Source organism: Jiangella asiatica (assembly GCF_004349065.1).
Classification (GTDB): Bacteria; Actinomycetota; Actinomycetes; order Jiangellales; family Jiangellaceae; genus Jiangella; species Jiangella asiatica.
On the sequence record NZ_SMKZ01000035.1, the window covers coordinates 35,493 to 55,246 of the forward strand.

Annotated in this window: 22 protein-coding genes; 11 read left to right on the top strand and 11 right to left on the bottom strand. The window is 72.2% G+C overall.

Annotation, left to right across the window (positions count from 1 at the left end; translation table 11 throughout):
- Positions 1 to 37: 37 nt before the first annotated feature.
- Both E1269_RS21535 and E1269_RS21540 read right to left on the bottom strand, forming a co-directional pair.
- On the bottom strand, positions 38 to 274 hold the full coding sequence (locus tag E1269_RS21535; protein WP_131898365.1) for a hypothetical protein: 237 nt from the start codon (positions 272 to 274) through the stop codon (positions 38 to 40).
- Between the two features lie 26 nt (positions 275 to 300).
- Positions 301 to 927, bottom strand: coding sequence for an HhH-GDP family DNA glycosylase (locus tag E1269_RS21540; protein WP_131898367.1), 627 nt, complete (start codon positions 925 to 927; stop codon positions 301 to 303).
- Between the two features lie 96 nt (positions 928 to 1,023).
- On the opposite strand from E1269_RS21540, the gene E1269_RS21545 reads away from it, so the two are divergent.
- From E1269_RS21545 to E1269_RS21555, 3 genes are all read left to right on the top strand, one after another.
- On the top strand, positions 1,024 to 1,350 hold the full coding sequence (locus E1269_RS21545) for a plasmid stabilization protein (protein WP_131898369.1): 327 nt from the start codon (positions 1,024 to 1,026) through the stop codon (positions 1,348 to 1,350).
- A 104-nt stretch (positions 1,351 to 1,454) separates the two neighbouring features.
- Positions 1,455 to 2,615 carry a hypothetical protein gene (locus E1269_RS21550; RefSeq protein WP_131898371.1) on the top strand — a complete coding sequence of 387 codons (1,161 nt, stop codon included), beginning with the start codon at positions 1,455 to 1,457 and terminating at the stop codon, positions 2,613 to 2,615.
- 114 nt (positions 2,616 to 2,729) lie between these two features.
- Positions 2,730 to 3,359, top strand: coding sequence for a G5 domain-containing protein (locus tag E1269_RS21555; RefSeq protein ID WP_203433952.1), 630 nt, complete (start codon positions 2,730 to 2,732; stop codon positions 3,357 to 3,359).
- 47 nt (positions 3,360 to 3,406) lie between these two features.
- Here the strand turns inward: E1269_RS21555 and E1269_RS21560 are convergent, their stop codons facing one another.
- Positions 3,407 to 4,987: an MFS transporter gene (locus E1269_RS21560; protein ID WP_203433953.1), complete on the bottom strand. Its 1,581-nt coding sequence runs from the start codon at positions 4,985 to 4,987 to the stop codon at positions 3,407 to 3,409.
- A gap of 150 nt (positions 4,988 to 5,137) precedes the next feature.
- On the opposite strand from E1269_RS21560, the gene E1269_RS21565 reads away from it, so the two are divergent.
- A complete protein-coding gene (locus tag E1269_RS21565; RefSeq protein WP_131898372.1) occupies positions 5,138 to 6,016 on the top strand; it encodes a LysR substrate-binding domain-containing protein in 879 nt (292 codons plus the stop codon).
- Between the two features lie 32 nt (positions 6,017 to 6,048).
- On the opposite strand, the gene E1269_RS21570 is transcribed toward E1269_RS21565, so the two are convergent.
- Together E1269_RS21570 and E1269_RS21575 are read right to left on the bottom strand one after the other, a co-directional pair.
- Complete coding sequence (locus tag E1269_RS21570) at positions 6,049 to 6,378, bottom strand: TfoX/Sxy family protein (RefSeq protein WP_131898374.1); 330 nt, start codon at positions 6,376 to 6,378, stop codon at positions 6,049 to 6,051.
- Between the two features lie 22 nt (positions 6,379 to 6,400).
- On the bottom strand, positions 6,401 to 6,595 hold the full coding sequence (locus E1269_RS21575; RefSeq protein ID WP_131898376.1) for a hypothetical protein: 195 nt from the start codon (positions 6,593 to 6,595) through the stop codon (positions 6,401 to 6,403).
- Positions 6,596 to 6,646: 51 nt separating this feature from the next.
- Here E1269_RS21575 and E1269_RS21580 point away from each other — a divergent pair, with 51 nt between their 5' ends.
- Positions 6,647 to 7,171 (top strand): dihydrofolate reductase family protein, encoded by a 525-nt coding sequence (locus E1269_RS21580; RefSeq protein WP_131898378.1) that lies wholly within the window; start codon positions 6,647 to 6,649, stop codon positions 7,169 to 7,171.
- Between the two features lie 453 nt (positions 7,172 to 7,624).
- On the opposite strand, the gene E1269_RS21585 is transcribed toward E1269_RS21580, so the two are convergent.
- A complete protein-coding gene (locus tag E1269_RS21585; protein WP_131898380.1) occupies positions 7,625 to 8,590 on the bottom strand; it encodes an AraC family transcriptional regulator in 966 nt (321 codons plus the stop codon).
- 144 nt (positions 8,591 to 8,734) lie between these two features.
- Between E1269_RS21585 and E1269_RS21590 the strand changes: the two genes are divergently transcribed.
- Positions 8,735 to 9,556, top strand: a complete 822-nt coding sequence (locus tag E1269_RS21590) for an NAD(P)H-binding protein (RefSeq protein WP_131898382.1) — start codon at positions 8,735 to 8,737, stop codon at positions 9,554 to 9,556.
- A 5-nt stretch (positions 9,557 to 9,561) separates the two neighbouring features.
- A complete protein-coding gene (locus E1269_RS21595; protein ID WP_131898384.1) occupies positions 9,562 to 10,050 on the top strand; it encodes an anthrone oxygenase family protein in 489 nt (162 codons plus the stop codon).
- On the opposite strand, the gene E1269_RS21600 is transcribed toward E1269_RS21595, so the two are convergent.
- On the bottom strand, positions 10,037 to 11,005 hold the full coding sequence (locus E1269_RS21600) for an NAD-dependent epimerase/dehydratase family protein (protein WP_131898386.1): 969 nt from the start codon (positions 11,003 to 11,005) through the stop codon (positions 10,037 to 10,039). The two genes, E1269_RS21595 and E1269_RS21600, sit on opposite strands and share 14 nt — an antisense overlap.
- A gap of 47 nt (positions 11,006 to 11,052) precedes the next feature.
- Between E1269_RS21600 and E1269_RS21605 the strand changes: the two genes are divergently transcribed.
- The gene (locus tag E1269_RS21605) at positions 11,053 to 11,994 is read left to right on the top strand and encodes a dihydrodipicolinate synthase family protein (RefSeq protein WP_131898388.1); all 942 of its coding nucleotides are present in this window, start codon (positions 11,053 to 11,055) and stop codon (positions 11,992 to 11,994) included.
- Position 11,995: 1 nt separating this feature from the next.
- On the opposite strand, the gene E1269_RS21610 is transcribed toward E1269_RS21605, so the two are convergent.
- Positions 11,996 to 12,841, bottom strand: coding sequence for an ABC transporter permease (locus tag E1269_RS21610; RefSeq protein ID WP_131898390.1), 846 nt, complete (start codon positions 12,839 to 12,841; stop codon positions 11,996 to 11,998).
- The gene (locus tag E1269_RS21615) at positions 12,838 to 13,812 is read right to left on the bottom strand and encodes an ATP-binding cassette domain-containing protein (protein WP_131898392.1); all 975 of its coding nucleotides are present in this window, start codon (positions 13,810 to 13,812) and stop codon (positions 12,838 to 12,840) included. Before E1269_RS21615 ends, E1269_RS21610 begins: the two co-directional genes overlap by 4 nt.
- A gap of 112 nt (positions 13,813 to 13,924) precedes the next feature.
- Between E1269_RS21615 and E1269_RS21620 the strand changes: the two genes are divergently transcribed.
- The 3 genes from E1269_RS21620 (at position 13,925) to E1269_RS21630 (ending at position 17,266) form a co-directional block, all read left to right on the top strand.
- Positions 13,925 to 14,839: a hypothetical protein gene (locus E1269_RS21620; RefSeq protein ID WP_131898394.1), complete on the top strand. Its 915-nt coding sequence runs from the start codon at positions 13,925 to 13,927 to the stop codon at positions 14,837 to 14,839.
- 287 nt (positions 14,840 to 15,126) lie between these two features.
- Entirely contained in the window at positions 15,127 to 15,996 is an 870-nt protein-coding gene (locus tag E1269_RS21625) for a nicotianamine synthase family protein (protein WP_275264617.1), read from the top strand.
- Between the two features lies 1 nt (position 15,997).
- The gene (locus tag E1269_RS21630) at positions 15,998 to 17,266 is read left to right on the top strand and encodes an ATP-grasp domain-containing protein (protein ID WP_131898398.1); all 1,269 of its coding nucleotides are present in this window, start codon (positions 15,998 to 16,000) and stop codon (positions 17,264 to 17,266) included.
- A 6-nt stretch (positions 17,267 to 17,272) separates the two neighbouring features.
- Here E1269_RS21630 and E1269_RS21635 read toward each other — a convergent pair whose 3' ends face one another.
- Positions 17,273 to 18,115 (bottom strand): polysaccharide lyase family protein, encoded by an 843-nt coding sequence (locus E1269_RS21635; protein WP_131898400.1) that lies wholly within the window; start codon positions 18,113 to 18,115, stop codon positions 17,273 to 17,275.
- A complete protein-coding gene (locus tag E1269_RS21640; RefSeq protein ID WP_131898402.1) occupies positions 18,112 to 19,656 on the bottom strand; it encodes an alkaline phosphatase D family protein in 1,545 nt (514 codons plus the stop codon). Before E1269_RS21640 ends, E1269_RS21635 begins: the two co-directional genes overlap by 4 nt.
- Positions 19,657 to 19,754: the final 98 nt, after the last annotated feature.

Below are 19,754 nucleotides of genomic sequence, written 5' to 3' on the forward strand. Positions count from 1 at the left end.
GGCTGCGGCTTTCGCGTCGGGGCGGTGGTGTGCCTGGTCACGGTTCGTCGGTGACGTATCCCGTCCGTGCGGTGTCGGGCTCGGTGTAGTCCTCGGGCAGCTCGGCGGACACCGGTGCGTCGGTCGGCACACTCGGGGTCTGCGGGTCGGGCGCCTCGGAGTCGGGCTCGTTGTCGTCGGCGGTCTCCGGGATGCCGGCGTCCTCGAACGAGGCGCCGGGATCGCGGTTGAACTCCGCGTCGGGATCGAGCGGGTCGTCGTAGCTGTCGCTCATCGTGGCGCTCCCTCCAACTCCAGGGGTCAGTCGACGGTCAGGCTCTTGTCCAGCGCCGCCCGGACACAGGCGGCCGTCAACCGCGGCAACTGCTCCCGGTCCACCAGCCCGGCCAGCCGGTCCGCGCCGGCGGGCAGCTTCAGCCGGCGAGCACCGTCGGACACCCGCCGGTCGACGTACGGCGCGACATCGGTCCAGACGCCCTGCACCTCGCGGCAGAAGATGGCCGCGCCGGCCGGCCCGATGCCGGGGAACTCCCGCAACCCTTCCTCGATCTGCCTGGTCGAGCCGGCCCGCTCGTGCAGGCGGCGCAGATCGCCACGGTCGGTGTCCAGTAGCCGCTGTGCGCCGTCGCCCAGCATCGTGGACGTGCGTTCGTCGTAGCGGCGGTAGTGGCCGCGGCCCAGCGCGTCCACCCGGTCCTGCCAGCTGGCCTCGGCCATCCGCCGCGGCGTGCGATAGCCGGCCGCGAAGAGCTCGCGCGCGGCGGCCACGGCGACGTCGGCGCTGATCCGGGCCGACAGCAACAGCGAGAGCACGAGGAGCTGGTACAACGGGGCCGGCTTGTCCTTCAGCCGGATCCCGGCCTGCTCGGCGTAGGTGGTGCCGAACCGCTCGACGGCGACTGCGGCACGGTCGGACGAAGTGCTCATCGTTCACCTGCTACCCGGTCGCCCGGGAGGCAAACGGCGAGCGTGACCTCGACGTCGTCGGGTACGGAACAAGTACGAGACGCGGAGGTGAAGAACATGCCGCAGGAGCAGTGGAACAAGAAGCGCGAGCGCCAGTACGAGCACATCAAGTCCGGGCTCGAGGACCGCGACTACAGCGAGGACACCGCTGAGGAGATCGCGGCGCGCACCGTCAACAAGGAGCGCGCGCGGTCCGGAGAGTCGAAAGCGAAGAGCAGGACCTCGACGAAGGACATCTCCTCCGGACGGCGCGGCGGGTTGCGTTCCGGTTCCGGCCCAGGCGGCCGCACCAAGGACCAGCTGTACGCCGAGGCCAAGAGCAAAGGCATCGAGGGCCGTTCGAAGATGACGAAGGAGGAGCTGGAGCGCGCGGTCGGCCGCTGACGCCGCGCGCGTCCCCGGGCCGCCAGGCCGGCGGTGAGGGTCTCGCCGGCCTGGCACTCTGTGCGATCATGTGACTCGTTTCGAGTCGAGTCGGAAGGATCGCCGTGACCCGGCCGAGGACGCATCACCGTTCTCTGGTCAGCGCCCTCCTCGCGCTGACTCTCGTCGCGGCCTGCGGGTCCGGCGACTCCGACGATGACGACGACGGCGACCCCGCGGCGCCGACGCCCGGCGGCTCGTCGACCGCGGCGGCACCGGACTCCGCCGTCGTCGAGTTCAGCGGCATCGTGAGCGTCAGCGCGATCCCGGGCGTGCCGACCCGGCTGGAGATCCACGACCCCGACGACGTCGGCGGCGACCCCCGGTCCATCGTCGAGCTGCCGGACGCGCCGTCGAGCACGTGGCGGCGGTCGTCGTTCTCCGCCGACTGGCGGTACGCGGTCTGGGGCGACGACCCGGTCACCGTCGGCCGCCTCGACCCGGCCGCCGGCACGTACACCGAGCTGTTCACGCTCGATCCCGGCGACGGCGGATACGCGGGCGGCGGCGTCCAGTACGGGAATCCCGCGTTCGCGCCGAACGGCTCGGACCTGTGGGTGGAGGTGCAGCGCGGCGACGATGTCATGCTGGCCTCGATCGAGGTCGGGGACGACGCAGCGGCGGACGACCTGGACGACTCCGACGTCAGCCTGCCCGCGGGCCAGCTCGGCGCCGACGAGCCGGAGTGGCGGTTCGCCAGCACCGGCGATCCGGTCCTGGCCACCGAGGACGCCCAGGTGGCCATCGGTGCCGGCGGCGACACCACCGGTCAGCCCGGCGACTGGCGAGCCACGTACTGGCTGGACGAGGCCGGCGGCGTGGTCGCGCCCGCGGTCTCGGTGTGGGCGGAGAGCAACGTGGAGGCCACCTACACCGAGGAGCTGCGCGTCGGGCCGGCCGAGTTCATCGTGGTGGCGCACGCACCCACCGAGATCGGCTTCGACGACGGCGCCGAAGCCGCCCGCGAGTACGGCGTGGTGGCGCACGCGACCATCGACCCGGCCGCGCAGGACGTGACGCTCGATCCGCTGGTGCCTGTCGGCGGCGACGAGCAGCTCGCCCTGTGGTCGGTCGTGGCGCCGGACGAGAGCCGTGCGCTGATCTGCATCGCCTCGCCGGAGGTCCCCGACTCCGGCACCGCGTACCTGGCCGACCTGACCGGCGGCGGCGAGCCACAGGAGGCGTCGGACTGCGGGCGCCGGACCGAGCCGCTCGGCTGGTCCTGATCGCCGCGGCACCGCCGATCTTGACCCGGTGATCATCGTGGCGTACGGTCGGCCTGATCCGCCGGTTGATCAACACCAGCAGGGGTGTTCTGCGGCGGGAAGGCCGGGGGGCTCATGTCTGTCATCGTCGCGCGCTCGCGCGCGCTCACGTCGCTTGGCACCGCCGCACTCGCCGCCGTCGCGCTGACGCTGGGCGGCTGCGGCGCCGACGAGCCGGCGCTGTCGAGCACGGCCGCGCCGGCGCCGTCGTCGCCCGCGGCACCGTCGTCACCCACGCCGTCGGAGCCGGTGGTCACCGTCGCGACCGTGACCGAGACCGAGGCGGTCCCGTTCGACCAGGTCACCGTCGAGGACCCGACGATCGAGCTCGGCACCAGCGCCGTCACCACCACTGGGGCCGAGGGGGTGCGGACGCTCACGTACGAGGTCGTGCTGACCGACGGGGTCGAGACGTCGCGCACTCTCGTCGGCGACGAGGTCACGACGGCGCCGGTGGACGAAGTGACCACGGTCGGGACCTACGAGCCGCCCCCGGAACCCGAGCCAGAACCCGAGCCGGAGGTGGATGCGGCCGTCCAGGACGGTTGCGACCCCAACTACAGTGGCTGCGTCCCGATCGACAGCGATGTCGACTGCGCCGGCGGCAGCGGCAACGGGCCCTCCTACGCCGACGGGCCGGTGAACGTCGTCGGGTCGGACATCTACGACCTGGACTCCAACTCCGACGGCGTCGGCTGCGAGTAGCCGGCCTTGAGCCTGGCTGCACGGACCGCGCTAGGCCATCGGGCCGCTCACCCGCGACGGTGCGCGCGGACCGCGGCCGCACGGACCCGGGCGCGGCCGGTCCGGCGAGCCGCGCGGACGTCCCGCTGGCCGGTCCGTCGCCGCCGCGGCGGCTCCCGCCGCGGGTCGGTGCAGCCGTCCGCGGGGCGGGGTTCGCGCAGCCTCCCGACCTCCGCGCGCAGCCCTCTGCTGAGCAGCACGGGCCGAGCCGGCGCGGACCCCGTCGCCGGCCGGCGGGTCGTCGTGGCGTGCGACCGGGGCAGCACATACACGACGCCCCGGCCGGGCCGGTCGCGCAGGATGACCCGCGGGGCCAGCCGGCCGCGCCGCGCCAGCACCGTGCCGACGATCAACGCGCCCAGCAGTGGGCCGCAGCCGCTGGCCATCATCGCGACGTGCGCGCCGTGGGTGTGGGCGATCCAGCCGATCAACGTGCCGGACGCGGCCTGCGCGCCGAAGAGCACCAGGATGTACAGCGCCATGACGCGCCCGCGCATGGTGGTGGCCACCGCGGTCTGGACCATGGTGTTGCCGCCGGTCAAATACAGCAGCGACGCCGCGCCGACGGCGACCAGCAGGACGCTGAACGCCACCAGCGAGCCGATCAGCCCGGTGATCACCTGGAGTAGCCCGAGTACGCCGGCGGTGTAGACGAGCGTACGTAGCCGGAGCGTGCGACGGCGGGTGGAGGCGAGCGCGCCGATCACCGCACCGGTGGCCAGGCAGGAGTTGAGCAGGCCGTAGCCCCCCGAGCCGATGTCGAAGACGTCGTCGGCGTACGCGGCCAGGACGGTGGCGAGGTTGATGCCGGTGACGGCGACGAAGCCGACCAGCACCACCGACCAGAGGATCTCCGGCTTGCCGCCGACGTAGCGCAGGCCCTCGCGCAGCTGCCCGCGGCCGCGGGCGATGGCCGGTGCCGGCGACAGCTCGGCCGCGCGCATCATGAGCAGCAGGCCGACGGCGGTGATGCCGGCCGCGCTGTTGACGACGAACGCCCAGCCCTCGCCGACCAGCGCGATGCCGGCGCCGGCCAGCGCCGGGCCGACGAGCGCCCCGAGCTGGAACACCGTCGAGTTGATGCTGATGGCGTTGCGCAGGTGCTGGTGGCCGGCGACCTCCGGCACGAACGCCTGCCGGGCCGGGTTGTCGACGACCGTGGCCAGGCCCAGGAACGTGGCGCTGACAAGGATGTGCCATGGGCGGATCGCGCCGGTGAGCGTCAGGACACCGAGCGTGAGCGCGGAGCACGCGAACAGGGACTGCGTGACCATGAGCAGCTTCCGCTTGTCGAAGCGGTCGGCGATCACGCCGCCCCAGAGGCCGAAGACCAGCATCGGGGCGAGTTGGAGGGTCACGGTCAAGCCGACCCAGGCGACGTTGCCGGTCAGGCTGAGCACCAGCCAGTCCTGTGCGACGCGTTGCATCCAGCCGCACGTGTTGGTGAGGACCTGGGAGGTGACGTAGAGGCGGTAGTTGCGGACCCGCAGCGATGCGAAGGTGTCGGCCCAGCGAACGGCGGCCGCGGGGGTATGTGAAGGGTAGGTGGCTTGTGAGGTCGATTTCAGGGCGGTGGACGCCGAGCTCACGGTGATGTTCCTTGGTGGTGCGATGACGGACGGGTGAAGATCCTGCTCGGTTGGCAGGACCGAGTACTACGTTAGGTGCTGAACGCCGATTCGCTAAGCCGATAAAGGCTATAAATGTCATCAGGAACTCCAATAGGTGGAGGGGCGGTCGTGTTCGATCCGGTGCATCTGCGAACATTCCTGGCGGTGGCGTCGACGCTGAGCTTCACCCAGGCGGCGCAACAGCTCGGCATCAGCCAGCCCAGCGTCAGCCAGCACATCCGGCGGCTGGAGGAGGCGGCCGGGCGGCAACTGCTCCAGCGAGACACCCGCGCGGTCACCCTCACCGACAACGGCGAGGCGATGGCCGGCTTCGCCCGTTCCATCCTCGCCGCGCACGACGAGGCGACCAGCTACTTCACCGGCTCGGCCATGCGCGGCCGGCTCCGCTTCGGCGCCGCCGACGACCTCGCGCTGGCCCAGCTGCCGGCGGTGCTGCGGGCGTTTCGTCAGCTGCACCCGCGGATCAACCTCGAGCTGACCGTCACCCAGACCCGAACGCTGCTGCGCCGGCTGGAGGCCAACCAGCTCGACCTCGTCTTCATCAAGGAGTTCCCGGGCGAGGCCGTCGGCCGGGTGGTGCGCCGCGACCGCCTGGTCTGGATCGGCGTGCCCGGCACCCAGGTGCCGCCCGACGAGCCGATCCCGCTCATCACCTACTCCGCGCCGTCGGTCAGCCGGGTGACGGCGCTGCGGGTGCTGGCAGAGTCGGGCCGGCCGTGGCGCATCTCCTGCAAGACGCTGGAGGTGAACGGCGTGCTCGCCGCGGTCCGTGCCGGCATCGGCGTGGCGGTGTTCCCCAGCAGCCTCGTGCCGCCGGACTTGCAGGCTCTCCCCGTGTCGGTCGGCCTGCCGGAGCTGGGCGACATCGACTTCACGCTCGTGGCCAACCCACGCTCGCCAGCCGAGCCCGTCGAAGCGCTCACGTCGTCGATCCTCGGCCAGCCCTTCGCCGCCCGCCCGGCGGCCGCTCCGGCGCCGGCGCAGTGAGTCATTTCGGCGGAGCTAGCGTTCGTCGACCATCACTTGGGCGGGAGCGAGCCGGCGAACGCCACCGACCGGCCGACCCAGCGGCGCAGGTCGTCGTCCTCGGCCAGGGCGGCGGCGTCGATCACCAGCCAGCCCTTCATCGGCCGGCCGGTCAGGTCGAACGCCCGCGCGCCGGGCTCGGCGAGGGCCTCGCCGTGCTCGTCGGGAGGCAGCCGCACCATGAGGTCGTCGTGGTGCACGCCGCAGGCCAGGTTGCCGTTGACCAGGAACGCGAGCCCGCCGAACATCCGTTTCTCGGCGAGGTCGAGCCGGTCATCGACGAGCTCGCGGATGCGGACGGCAAGTCCTTCGTCGTACGCCATGGCGGTGTCCTTCCGTCTCGGGTCAGCCGGCAGTGTGTGCGACGAGGCGGCCGGCGTGCTCGGCCTCGTCGGGGCGAGGCCGGCTCGCGGTCTCGGTCCGGAGCCGCCAGCGGGAGGTGACGCCGTCCGGTCCGGCGAGGCTTGCGGAGCCGAGGGCGACGCCGATGCGCCGGCGCACGTCCGCCTCCGCCGGGCTCGAGGACGACGACGGCGTCATGGGCGAACACTGCTCGCATGTCGCAAGTATGGGACCGGATAGGTTCTGGGGATGGGCGAGGTCCTGTGGCACGTGACGATGTCGGTCGACGGTTTCATCGCCGGCCCTGACGACGACATGGACTGGGTCTTCGAGCAGCCCCGACCGCAGGCCGACGACGACGTCGTCCAGCGGGTCGGCGCGGTGCTCAGCGGCCGGCGCAGCTACGACGTCGGGCAGCGCGATGCCGGCAAGGCCAACGCAGAGGTGTTCGAGGGCGCGTGGTCCGGGCCGGAGTTCGTGCTCACCACGCACCCGCCCGCCGGCGACCCGTCGCGGACGTTCCTCTCCGGCGATGTGCGCGACGCGGTGGCGACGGCGCTCGCGGCAGCGGACGGCAGGGACCTCCTGGTCATCGGCGCCGACGTCGCGCTGCAGTGTGTCGAGGCGGCACTGGTCGACGAGCTCCTGGTGAACGTCGCGCCGCTGCTGCTCGGTGACGGTGTCCGGCTGTACGGCGGGCCAGGACGCGAGCGTGTCGACCTCGAGCTGCTCGACGCGACCGGGACGCTGCTGCGCTACCGGCTGGTCAGATAGCCGCGCGGGTCGGCCGACGGTGCCGTCGAGGGAGTGGCGCAGGTCAGCTGATCTACGCAGGCATCGGCCGCCGCGCCAGGGCCTCGGGAATCGCCGACAGCGTGTCGACCCACCGAGCTGAGACGGGACAGACCCACCGCGCGACGGTGGTCGCGGCCGCGTGATCGCGGCGCAGATCGCGGTGGTGGATCGGTTCGTGGTGTGCGATCAGATTGCGCAGCAGGTGAAGCTGGCGGACGAGGGTTGTGCGCGTCTCGCCGCATGCCACAGCCGCGGAGGCCTGGCCAGGCGTGACGGAGGGACGGGATCCAAAGCGTCCGCTCGTACCGGGAGGTGAGCAGGTAGCGCCAGAAGCCACATGCCGCCGGGGTCATTGCTTTCGGCATCAGCCTGGTCTCTGATCGTGCGAGCCTCAACTCGCCTTTGCCGGCCTGTGGACAACTCGATCGCTGCTCACGATGCTGGGGTTTCCGCGCCGCGCTTGACGGCGCCGGGCGGTAGGCCGATGACGCGCTTGAAGGCGCGAGCGAAAGCGGCCTCGGAGCGGTAGCCGAGGCGGTGGGCGAGCTGGGCCGCCGTCGCCTGCTCATGCCGCAGGGCGTCCAGCGCCAGGTTCATCCGCCAAATGGTGAGGTACTGCATCACCGGCTCGCCGACCACCCGGGTGAAGCGCTCGGCGAACGCCGAGCGCGACATCGCCAGCTCGGCGGCCAGGCTGGCCACCGACCAGTCGTGCTCGGGACGCTTGTGGATCAGCGAGATGGCCCGGCCGATCTGCTCGTCCTGCAATGCGCCCAGCCAGCCGGTGCGCGCCGCCGCGTCGGTGTCGATCCAGGTCCGGATGGCCTGGATCACCAGGATGTCGCCGAGTCGAGTGATGACCTCCTCGCCGCCCGGCCGCAGCTGCCGCGCCTCGTCCGCCATCAGCCGCAGAGTGCTGTGCACCCAGTCCAACTGCGGCGATCCGCCGACCTCGACGTGGATGGTCTCGGGCAGCGTCTGGACCAGCCTGCGCGCGGCCGGGTGGTCGAACCGAACGGCACCGCAGATCAGGATGGTGGGGTCGCCGCCACCGCCGTAGCGGATCAGCTCGTACCGGTCGCTGACGGCCTCGCGCTCCAGGTCCATGACGTTCGGCGCGGGCGCACCGGGCGCGCCGAGGATCTCGTGACCCATGCCGTGCGGCACCAGCGCGAGCTCGCCGGGGAGCAGCCGGCGCGGGTCGGCGTCCTCGGTGCGCAGCCAGGCGGGGCCGGACGTGACCACGTGGAACCAGATGTGCCCGGGCATCGCCGGCAAGGTCAGGCCCCACGGGGCCGTCAGCTCCGCGCGGCTGTAGAACGCGCCGTTCATGCGCAGTTGGTGCAGTGCCTCGCCCAGGGGATCGGTCGGTGCCCAGTGGCCCGTCGTCACGCTCATGGCGCCAGTATCCATCGGGTCATGCTCGGCAATCCAGCGTCTCTGGACGATCGAGCATGTATTGGGGCCTAGCGGTCATGGAAACGCCAATGAAGCGCTGTTTCACTGGACGCGTTGTCAGAAGCGAACCGTGAGGAGCTCACCATGAACGCCACCACTCTCGTCCTCGGCGGCACCGGCAAGACCGGCAGCCGGCTCATCGACCGGCTGACCGCCCGCGGCGTCGACGTCCGGGTCGGCTCGCGGTCCGCCGTCGTCCCTTTCGACTGGGAGGACCGCTCAACCTGGCCGGCCGCGTTGGCCAGCGTCGGAGCCGTCTATGTCGCGTACTACCCGGACCTCGCGGTTCCCGGCGCCGTCGACGCGGTCCGGGCATTGTCCGACGCCGCCCGCGAAGCCGGCGTCCGGAGGCTGGTCCTGCTGTCCGGCCGCGGCGAGGAGGAGGCACAGCAGGCCGAGCGGGTGGTCCAGGAGTCCGGCCTGGAGTGGACCGTGGTGCGCTGCGCGTGGTTCAACCAGAACTTCGACGAGAGCTACCTGCTCGAGCCGGTCCTCAGCGGCGAGGTTGCACTGCCGGTCGGCGACGTACTGGAGCCGTTCGTGGACGCCGACGACATCGCCGACGTCGCCGCCGCGGCCCTGACCGAGGACGGCCACACCGGCAGGGTCTACGAGCTGACCGGCCCGCGGCTGCTCACCTTCGCGGACGCCGTCGGCGAGATCTCCGAGGCCACCGGCCGCGACATCACGTTCGTGACGGTACCGGCGGATGACTACCTGGCCGCGCTGGCCGACGAGGGCCTTCCGCCAGGGCTCACTTGGCTGGTCACCTACCTGTTCCGCGAAGTCCTCGACGGCCGCAACGCCTACCTCGCAGACGGGGTACGCCAGGCGCTGGGTCGCGAGCCGAAGGACTTCGCCGAATTCGCCCGCGACGCGGCTGCGCGCGGCGCCTGGGAGCGCTGATCCAGATGGGAACCGACCGCATCGAGACCATCGCCGTCGTGGCCGCGCTGACCGGCAGTGCGCTGCTGGCCGGGCTGTGGTTCTTCTGCTCGTTCGTCCTGATGCCCGCTCTGGCCCGCCGGCCGGCCGCGGAGGCGATCGCGACCATGCAGGAGATCAACGTGGTCATCCTGAACCCGGCCTTCGGCATGGTGTTCGGCGGCACCGCGCTGCTCTCGCTGGTGCTGACGGTCACCACCCTGGTCCGGCTGGACCGGCCGTCCGCGGCCCTGTTGCTGACCGCCGTCGTGGTCTTCCTGATCGGCACGATCGTGGCGACCATGGCGTTCAACGTGCCACTCAACGACCAGCTCGCCGCCGCGGACGCGGGCAGCCGGCCCGCGGCCGAGCTCTGGCCGCACTACCTGTCGCGCTGGACCGGCTGGAACCATGTGCGGCTGGTCAGCTCGACGGCGTCGGTGGTGCTGCTGGCGACCTACCTCATCCGCCGGTGAGCGTGACCGCCAGCTTCTCGTTGCCGGCGAGCCAGGCCACCGCCTCGCGGACCGCCGCCTCCGCTGCGTACACGGGCGCATATCCCAGCAGGCGGCGGGCCTTGTCGATCGAGGCGTACTGGCTGCGCCACAGGTGGTCCCAGCTCTGCTCGGCGTACTCCGGCGCGGTGCGGGCCCGGAACTCGTCCCACGACACGAACTCCAGCTCCGCGGACCGGCCGAACCACGACGCGGCCTGCTGGGCCAGGCCCCGCACTGTCAGCGCGGACGGCGCGGTCAGGTGGAAGGCCTGCCCGGCCGCCCGGTCGCGGTGCTCGATGGCCAGCTGGAATCCCTGGGCGACGTCGTCGGCGTGCACGTGGTGTAGCAGTTCGGCGCCGAGGCCGGGGACGAGGAGCGGCTCGCCGGCGGCCAGGCGCGTCCACACCGAAGGGTCGAGGTTGCCCAGCGGGGTGATCACGGGCCAGCCGGGTCCGCTGATGTGGCCCGGGTGCAGCGACGTCGTCACCAGCCCGCCGCCGGCGGTCTCGGCCCGCAGCAGCCGGGCGATGGCGGCCTTCTGGATGCCGTACTCGCCGGCCGGCTCGGACTCGTCGTCCTCGTCCACGGGGATGCGCAGGCTTGGGCCGTGCATCCAGATGGAGCCGCAGTGCAGCAGGTGCGCGACCCGGCCGCGCAGCCCATCGACCAGGTGCCGGGCCGACTCCACATCGAAGCACACCATGTCGACGACGACGTCGGGCCACAGGTCGGCGACCCGGCCGGCGAAGGTGCCGGCGCCATCCTCGGCGGCACGGTCGACCACCACCTGCCGGACCTCCCGCCACGCCGGGTGATCGGTGTACGGGCGGCGTATACCACGGCTGAAGTTGACCACCTCGTGCCCGGCGGTGACCAACCGCGGGATGAGATACGTGCCGACGTGCCCGGTTCCGCCGATGACCACGATGCGCATGTGCCCATCATGGCGCTCTAAGCTCGTGCCGTCCGGAGGGAGCATCGATGAAGCCATTGAGCGCGGACCAGGTCCGAGGGGTGTGGGGGACGCTCCTGCTACCCATCGAGGGGCGCGGGACGATCGCCTGGGACCGGCTGGCCGACCAGGTCGACGTGCTCGTGGCCAGCGGCTTGGACGGCCTCTACGCGCACGGGACCGCAGGGGAGTTCCATGCCCTGGACGAAGGCGAGTTCGACCGCGTGAACGAGCTGCTGGCGCGGCCCTGCGAGGCAGCCGGGCTGCCGTTCCAGCTCGGCGCGTCGCACCCGGCCACCCCGGTGATGCTCGACCGCATCCGGCGCGCGGCGGCGCTCGCGCCCGGCGCGATCCAGGTGATCCTGCCCGATTGGGTGCCGCTCGGTGACGACGAGGTCGTGCGGTTCCTGGCCGGTGCGGCCGAGACCGCCGGCGACGTGCCGCTGGTGCTCTACAACCCGCCGCACGCCAAGACCCAGGTGTCGCCGGCCCTGCTAGCCCGTGCGGCGGCCGAGGCGCCCGGGCTCATCGGCGTGAAGATGGCCGGCGGCGACGACTCCTGGTACGCGGAGATGACCGCCGCCGTGCCCGCGCTGTCGATCTTCGTGGCCGGTCACCATCTCGCGTCCGGGCTGGCCAGGGGCGCGCACGGCAGCTACTCCAATGTTGCCGCGATGTCGCCGCGGGGCGCCGTCGACTGGTACCGGCTGATGACGGCGCGGCCCGCGGCGGCCGCCGACGTGGAGCAGCGCATCGCGGAGTTCTTCAGCCGGCACATCGCGCCGCTGCGGGCCCAGGGCCTGTCCAACCCGGCGCTGGACAAGTTCCTCGCGGCGGTCGGTGGCTGGGCCGATGTCGGGGTGGCGCTGCGCTGGCCGGCGTCGTCGGCACCGGCCGAAGCGGTCGCCCCGGCCCGCGACGACGTGCGCCGCCTGGTGCCGGAGTTGTTCCCGGATCACTCGACGCGGTAGTTCAGACCCGGCGGCGCAGCGCCCATACCGACAGCGGCGCGAAGACCGCCGCGATGACCGCGGCCCACAACAGCGACTGCAGCGCGGGGGTCGTCGCGGACGCGACGTGCCACTGCGTGCCGGTCGTCTCGTCGCCGAGCATCAGCGCGCGGGAGGCGTCGGCGAGGATGGTAACCGGGTTCACCTCGACGAATTTTTGCAGCCAGCCCGGCATGGTGTCAGTGGGCGCGAACACGTTGCTGACGAACGTCACCGGGAACAGCGCGGTGAAGCCGAACAGCTGCACCTTCTCCGGATCCTTCGCCAGCACTCCCACCAGCACCGACACCCACGAGAACGCGAGTGCGAACACGAGCATCAGCCCCACCGCGGCCAGCAGCGAGGCGACGTCGGTGCCGATGCGGAAGCCGAGGATCATGCCGACCGCCAGCAGCAGGAAGATGGACCATGCCTGCTTGACCTGGTCGGCGAGGATGCGCCCGGCCATGGGCGCCCACCGCGCGACCGGCAGCGAGCGCAGCCTGTCGAAGACGCCCTTGGTGAGGTCGATGTTCAGCCCGGTGCCCACGTACATGGTGATGAACAGCATGTTCATGACGATGATGCCGGGCAGGGCGAACGTCAGGTACTCGCCGGTGGAGCCGGCGATGGCCCCGCCGAACACGTAGGTGAACAGCAGCACGAACATGATGGGCTGGATGCTGAAGTCGCCCAGCTCCCACGGGTTGTGCCGGACCTGCACGATGGTGCGCCAGGCCAGCGTCATGGTCTGCCGCAGGCCCTCGGCGAGGCCGACGCGTGGGCTCAGCTCGGCCGGGGGCGGTGCGGTGGTGGCGGCTGCGGTCATGTCAGGCTCCCCTCGGTCGGCCCTTCGTCCCCGTCTCCGTCCTCGGCCGGGTGGCCGGTGAGGGAGAGGAAGACCTCGTTCAGGCTGGCGCCCCGCAGCGTCAGCTCCGTGACCAGCACACCGGCGTCGTCGAGCCGGCGCACCACCGCGGGCAGGACGGCGGGGTCGGTGACCGGTGCGGTGACCCTGGAGCCCTGGAGCTCCGGCGTGGACTTGGTCAGCTCGCCGACGACGGCGGTGACCAGCGGCAGGTGCGACTCGTCCTCGGGCCGGACCGCGAGCGTCTGCGACCCGGTCTTGGCCTTCAGCTCGTCGGGGGTTCCGGTGGCGATGACCCGGCCGTGGTCGATGACCACGATCTCGTCGGCCAGTGCGTCGGCCTCCTCGAGATACTGCGTGGTCAGGAGCACGGTGACACCGCCGGACACCAGCCGGCGGATGAGCGACCACAGCTCGCTGCGTGCTCGCGGGTCCAGCCCTGTGGTGGGCTCGTCGAGGAACAGCATCTGCGGACGGCCCACCAGGCTGGCGGCGAGGTCGAGGCGGCGGCGCATTCCGCCGGAGTACGTCTTTGCCGCGCGGTCGGCGGCGTCGGTCAGGTCGAAGTCGGACAGCAGCTCGCGGGCCCGTTGCTTGGCCGCGGGCCGGGGCATGCCCAGCAGCCGGCCGATGAGCAGCAGGTTCTCGGCACCGGTGAGCATCTCGTCGACGGCGGCGTACTGCCCGGTGAGTCCGACGAGCTGGCGGACCTGGTGCGCCTGGCGCTCGATGTCGTAGCCGCCGACGCTGGCCGTGCCGGCGTCGGGGCGCAGCAGGGTGGCGAGGACCCGCACGGCCGTGGTCTTGCCGGCGCCGTTCGGCCCGAGCAGGCCGAGCACCGTGCCGGTGCGGACGCCGAGGTTGACGCCGTCGAGGGCGGTGGTCTCGCCGAAGCGCTTCACCAGGCCGTCGGCCCAGATCGCGTGGTCCATGGGGAACCTCCTTGTTCCGCCGTGTCGGTCCAGCATGCACCGGGGGTCTGACAGAGTCGAGGTCGTCCGATTCCTCCAAGCCGCCGGCGGGGCGGCGCGGCAGGATGGGTGCATGGACGACGTACTCGATCGCGCGGCCGCGTTCATGGCCGGCCACGCCCGGTTACTCGACCGGCACCGCTTCGATCTCGCCGTCGGGCGAGGCGGACCAGAGGCGACGACGGCCACGCTGGCGGCACTCGCCGGCTACCGCAACGACGACGGCGGCTTCGGCTGGGGTCTCGAGCCCGACCTGCGGTCACCGGAGAGCCAGCCCGCCGGCGCCCTGCACGCGTTCGAGGCGCTGGTCGACGTGGCGCCGGCCACGAGCGTGCTGGCCGGTCCGCTGTGCGACTGGCTGAACTCGGTGACCCGTCCCGACGGCGGGCTGCCGTTCGCGCTGCCAGTCACCCAGCCGGCCGGCAGCTCCCGCTGGTGGGTCGACGCCGACCACGACGAGTCGTCGCTGCAGATCAGCGCGGCCGTCGCTGGCTCGGCCCACCGGGTGGCGCGCCATGACCCCGTCGTCGCCGGGCATCCGTGGCTGACTCGGGTCACCGACTTCTGCCTGCGCCGGATCGAGCGGTCGCCGCACCTGCAGGCGATGGAGCTGCAGTTCGCTCTCGGCTTCCTGGTCGAGATGCACGACGCCAGGCCGGAGGCGTCGGGGCTGCTGCGCGAGCTCGGCCAGCGGGTCCCGGCCGACGGCGGCATCCCGGTCGAGGGCGGCATCGAGGGCGAGGCGATGCACCTGCTCGACCTGTCGCCGGAGCCGGGCACGCCGTTGCGCGACCTGCTGGCGCCGGACGCCGTCGCGGCCGACCTCGACCGCCTGGCCGGCTTGCAGCAGGAGGATGGCGGCTGGGTCGTCGACTTCGCGTCGTCGTCGCCGGCCGGCGCGCTGGAGTGGCGCGGCTACCAGACGGTGTGGGCGGTGAGCGTGCTGCTGGCGCACGGCCGGCTGACCGCGGGCGAGGTCAGCGCCTGATGCAGGTGTAGGCGCCGAACAGCGCGTCACCGTAGGACACGCGACGATCCGGAACCCGGTGCGTTCGAGCATCGGCTCCAGCAGCCAGCGGAACGTGCTGTGCTCGGTGCGCACGTGCTCGGCGTAATCGTCGCCGACGACTCGCCCGCACCGTGCCGCGGCGGCCGGCGCGAACTGCACGGTGGCATGGAGCCGATCGTGTCATGCGCTCGCGCGGGGTCGCACGGAGATTTCTCGCGATGCTCGGCACGCGGGGATCGCGGTGTGCGATCATGCTCCCGATGAACATGAGTCTCACTACCAACATATTCGGTCAAACCGCCACGGTCCCTCCGCCGACTGACGTCCGGGCCACTGCCGGCGAGATTATTGTGTCGCTCCGAGGGTTGTACCGGGAACTCGACAACCGCTGCGACCTGCGGCCGGGCCCGGAGGTCGACGACCTCTTCGGCCGGCTGGTCCGGTTGGTGCTGACCGCACCCGGCGAGGCCGTCCCCGCGGTCCTCAACGACCTCGAGGTCCAGGAGCTCGCGCCGCGGCTGCGCGAGCTGTGCGGCCGTGGCGAGAGCGAGATGGAGCTGGCCTGGGCCGGGCGCATCGCGTCAGCGCCGGCGCCGCGTCAGGAGCTCGCGCTGTTCCCGTACCTGGACAACTACCGCCAGCTCAGCCGCATGGAGATCGGGGTGCTGGCCTCCGCCCTGCCGCGGCGGGCCCGCTCGCTGGCGTTCGTCGGCTCCGGGCCGCTGCCGCTGAGCTCGTTGTTCCTGGCCGGCGACCTCGACCTGAGTGTTGACAACCTCGATCGCGACGGCATCGCGCTCGAAGCCGGCGCCCGGGTCGCGACCGCGCTGGGCTACCCGGACCTCACGTCGCACCAGGTCGACGTCGCTGCGGCGGACCTGTCCGGCTACGACGTCGTGGTGCTGGCCGCGCTGGTCGGCGACACCGTCGAGGCGAAGCGGCGCATCCTCGACCGGCTGGGCGCGTCAATGCGGCCGGGGGCGGTCCTGCTCGCTCGCAGTGCGCGCGGACTGCGCACGCTCCTGTACCCACCGGTCGACCTGGCCGCCCTGGCCGGGTTCGAGCTGCTCACACAGGTCCACCCGGTCAACGACGTGATCAACTCCGCCGTCCTGGCCCGGGCACTCGGGAGATGACATGGCGACCCTGCTGATGGTCGAGAGCTGGACACAGTCCACGGGGCTGGCGCTGCCGCCGCTGATCCGTGAGCTGGGACATCAATACGTCCTGTTCACGCGGGACCCGGCGCTGTACCCGCCGGCCACGGCCGGGGCGCACCCCGTCGTCCGCGACGCCGATGAGGTGATCGTCGTCGACACGAACGACCGTGCGTCGATGACGGGCGCCGTCATCGACCTGGTGTGCCGGCGCCGCATCGATGGCGTCCTCACCACGTGCGACTACTACCTCGAGGCGGTCGCCGGCTTGAGCGGGATGCTCGGCCTGCCCAGCGCGCCACCGGAGGCGATGCGCCGGGCCACCCGCAAGGACGAGGTGCGGGCGGCGCTGCGCCGCGCCGGGCTGCCCGGCCCGCGGTTCGCCGTCGCCGGCAGCTGGGACGAGGCCCGCGCGGCGGTCGCCGAGGTCGGGTTCCCGCTGGTGGCCAAGCCGGTGGACCTCAACTCCGGCACGTCGGTGCTGGAGGTCCACGACGAGGCCGGCCTCAAGGACGCGTTCTGGGACGTCGCCGGCGTCGAGCGGAACACCCGCGACCAGCCGCTCGCGCGTCTGCTGCTGCTGGAGGAGGTGCTGACCGGGCCGGAGGTCAGCGTCGAGGCGGTCACCCGCGGCGGTGAGACCACCGTCGTCGGCATCACCGCCAAGGGCGTGACCGGCCCGCCGTCGTTCGTCGAGACCGGGCACGTGTTCCCGGCGCCGCTGCCGGCCGGCGTGGCCGCCGAGGTGACCGAGCACGTCCGCGCGGCCCTGGCCGCCCTCGGGTACACCCACGGTCTCAGCCACACCGAGCTGAAGCTCACGCCGGCCGGGCCGCGCATCGTGGAGATCAACCCCCGGCAGGCCGGCGGCTACATCTTCGACCTCGTGCACCTGGTCACCGGCACGCACCCGCTCGAGCTGCTCGTCGACCTCGCCCTGGGCGCGACCCCGCGGGTCGGCGCCCCGCCTGCCGACGCGCCGGGCAGCGCGGCGGTGTCGTTCGTGCTGTCCCCGGTCGACGCCACGGTCACGGGGGTCGACGGCACCGGCGCTCTGGACGCCGACCCTGCCGTGCGCCGCTGGGAGCTCCACGTCCCCGGTGCCGTGCGGCGGGCGACGGACAACAACGCGCGCCTCGGCCACGTCCTCGCGGTCGACGACGGCGACCGTGCTGGCGAACGAGCCGCGGCCGCCGTCCGCTCGCTGCGGCTGCGCCTGTCCGACGGCGGCGTCGTCGCACCCGCGTGAGGCAGCTCAGCGGGCGAACAGGCCGATCGCGTCGTAGGCGATCCAGGAGCCGTCGTCCTTGGTCACGGTGAGCAGGTTCTCTCCGGCCACCAGCAGCCCGGCCGGGAGCGGCCGTTCGACGTAGGACGGGCGCAGCGGCGAGCCGGGCAGGGTGCTGTCGCCGACGGTGGAGCCGCGGGTCGCGCCACCCTCGAACGTCAGCCGCTCGACGGTCGCGCCGTTGACCGTCAGGACCGCAGAGCCGGGGATGGTGGCGTGGCTGTCGATCAGCCACAGCGCCAGCCAGACCTGACCCGCTGGCGCCGCGGCCAGGTCGAAGCGGAGCCGGAAGACGTGCGGGCGCCGGCCGGCCCAGGCGTCGGCCGGTCCGGGGTGCAGATAGCTCCAGGCGAGGCCGGCGTTGTCGGTGCCGTGGCGGAAGTCGACTCCGTCGGGGAACGTCGCCGGGTACTGGGCGTAGCCGCCGGGGGAGAGCGCGAACTCCAGGCCCGTGCCGTCGTACTCGCCGACCACGGCCAGTGCCGCGCCGGTCGCCGTCACCGACTCCTGGCTGCTGGCGGTCAGCGGCGCCGAGGCCCGGCTGCGGGCGCCGGCGGCGTCGACGGTGAGGACGCGGTAGGTCCAGTTCGCGCCGCGGCCACCCAGACCGCGGTGCACGAAACGCGGGTAGACGGTCTTGGTCAGCAGCGTCGACGGGTCCACGGCGACGTCGGCGGCGTCCGGCGCGCCGTACACCGCGTAGTGGTCGACGACGAAGTCCCACGGCGCCGGGGTCCAGTCCAGGGTGATCCGCCCGAGCTGGCCCTCGGCACGCAGGCCGGTGACGGCGGGGACGTGGCGGCCGCTCATGCCAGACGCTCCAGACCCGGCGCGCCGGCCGGCGTGACGAACGTGGCGACGGTCTCCAGGGGTGCGTCCGCGTCCGCCTCGATCCACGGCACGATCTTGAAGTGCGAGGTCATCTCGTCCGGCGTCAGCGTGACGTGGACGTAGCCGCGACGGCCGTCGTAGAGCTTGACGTAGGGGTGCCGCACCCAGTCCGGCGTGTAGGCGTCGGTGGGTGCGCCGTCGCCGTCGGAGGCGATCGACGTGCAGATCAACTCGACGCCTACCGTCGGCGAGGCGGGGTCGGCGAAGTCGGCCTTGAGCTCGGCCGCCACGTGCTTGTGGATGTCGCCGGTGAGCACGACCGGGTTGCTGCTGCGCCGCATAGCGGCGAGGAGCCGGGCCCGGTTGGCCGGGTAGCCGTCCCACTGGTCGGTGCGGTCCTCGGTGATGGCCGCGACGGTCACGCCGTTCGCGATGACGTTCCAGGTCGCGTTCGACTCGACCAGCCCGACGTAGAGCCACGCCTCTTGGTCCGGTCCGAGCAGCGTGCGCTCGTCGGCGTACTGGTCGTCGACGTCGACCGGTGGCCGGTCGCGGTACTGCCGGGTGTCGAGCACGTGGAACCGGGCCAGTCCGCCCGCGTCGAAGCGCCGGTGCACCGTGCTGTCCGGGCCCGCGGGCAGCACGGCCAGCGACACCGGCAGGTTCTCGTAGAACGCGCGGTACGCGACGGCGCGCAGGTGGACGAAGTGCTCGGGGCTGACGCCGTAACGAGAGCCGTCGGCGCCGTAGTTGTTCTGCACCTCGTGGTCGTCCCAGGTGACCATCCACGGCGCGGCGGCGTGCGCGGCCTGCAGGTGCGGGTCGGACTTGAACAGCGCGTAGCGCAGCCGGAACTGTTCCAGCGTCTGGATCTCGACCGCGTGCTCCGGCGTGACGGAGGCGCCGGCGCGCCACAGGTTGGCCGCGGTGATGCCGTACTCGTAGATGTAGTCGCCGAGGAAGAAGACCGCGTCCAGCTCCTCGGCGGCCAGGTGCCGGTAGGCGGTGAAGTGGCCGTGGTACCAGGCCTGGCAGGAGGCGGTGGCGAACCGGAATCCGGCTGCCGTTTGCTCCGCCCCGGGCAGCGTCTTCGTCCGGCCGACCGGACTCATCTGCCGGCCGACGATGAACCGATAGAAGTACTCCCGGCCCGGCTCCAGTCCGTTCACCTGCGGATGCACGGAGTGGGAGAGTTCCGGCGAGGCCACTGCGGCACCCCGCCGGACGATCTGACGGAAGCCCTCGTCGGCGGCGACCTCGTAGCGCACCGGCACCGGCCGGGCCGGCATGCCGCCGTGACCGTCCGGCGCCAGCGGCTGCGGCGCCAGCCGGGTCCACAGCACGACGCCGTCGCTGGCCGGGTCGCCGGAGGCGACACCCAGGCCGAAGACACCGTCCGGCACCTCCACGTCGGCGGCAGCGGCCAGCGCCTCTGGTGCGGAGACACCCAGCGCGAGAGCGGCCGAGCTGACCCCGCTGAGCTGGAGGAACGTCCGTCTGCTGAGTCTGCGCTCGGTCACGGGACACGACCTTGGCCGACCGAGATGGACGAGAGTTGACCTATCGGTGAAGCATGGACCGTTGGCCCATGTCGGTTCGAGTGGCGTGCCCCGGGTCG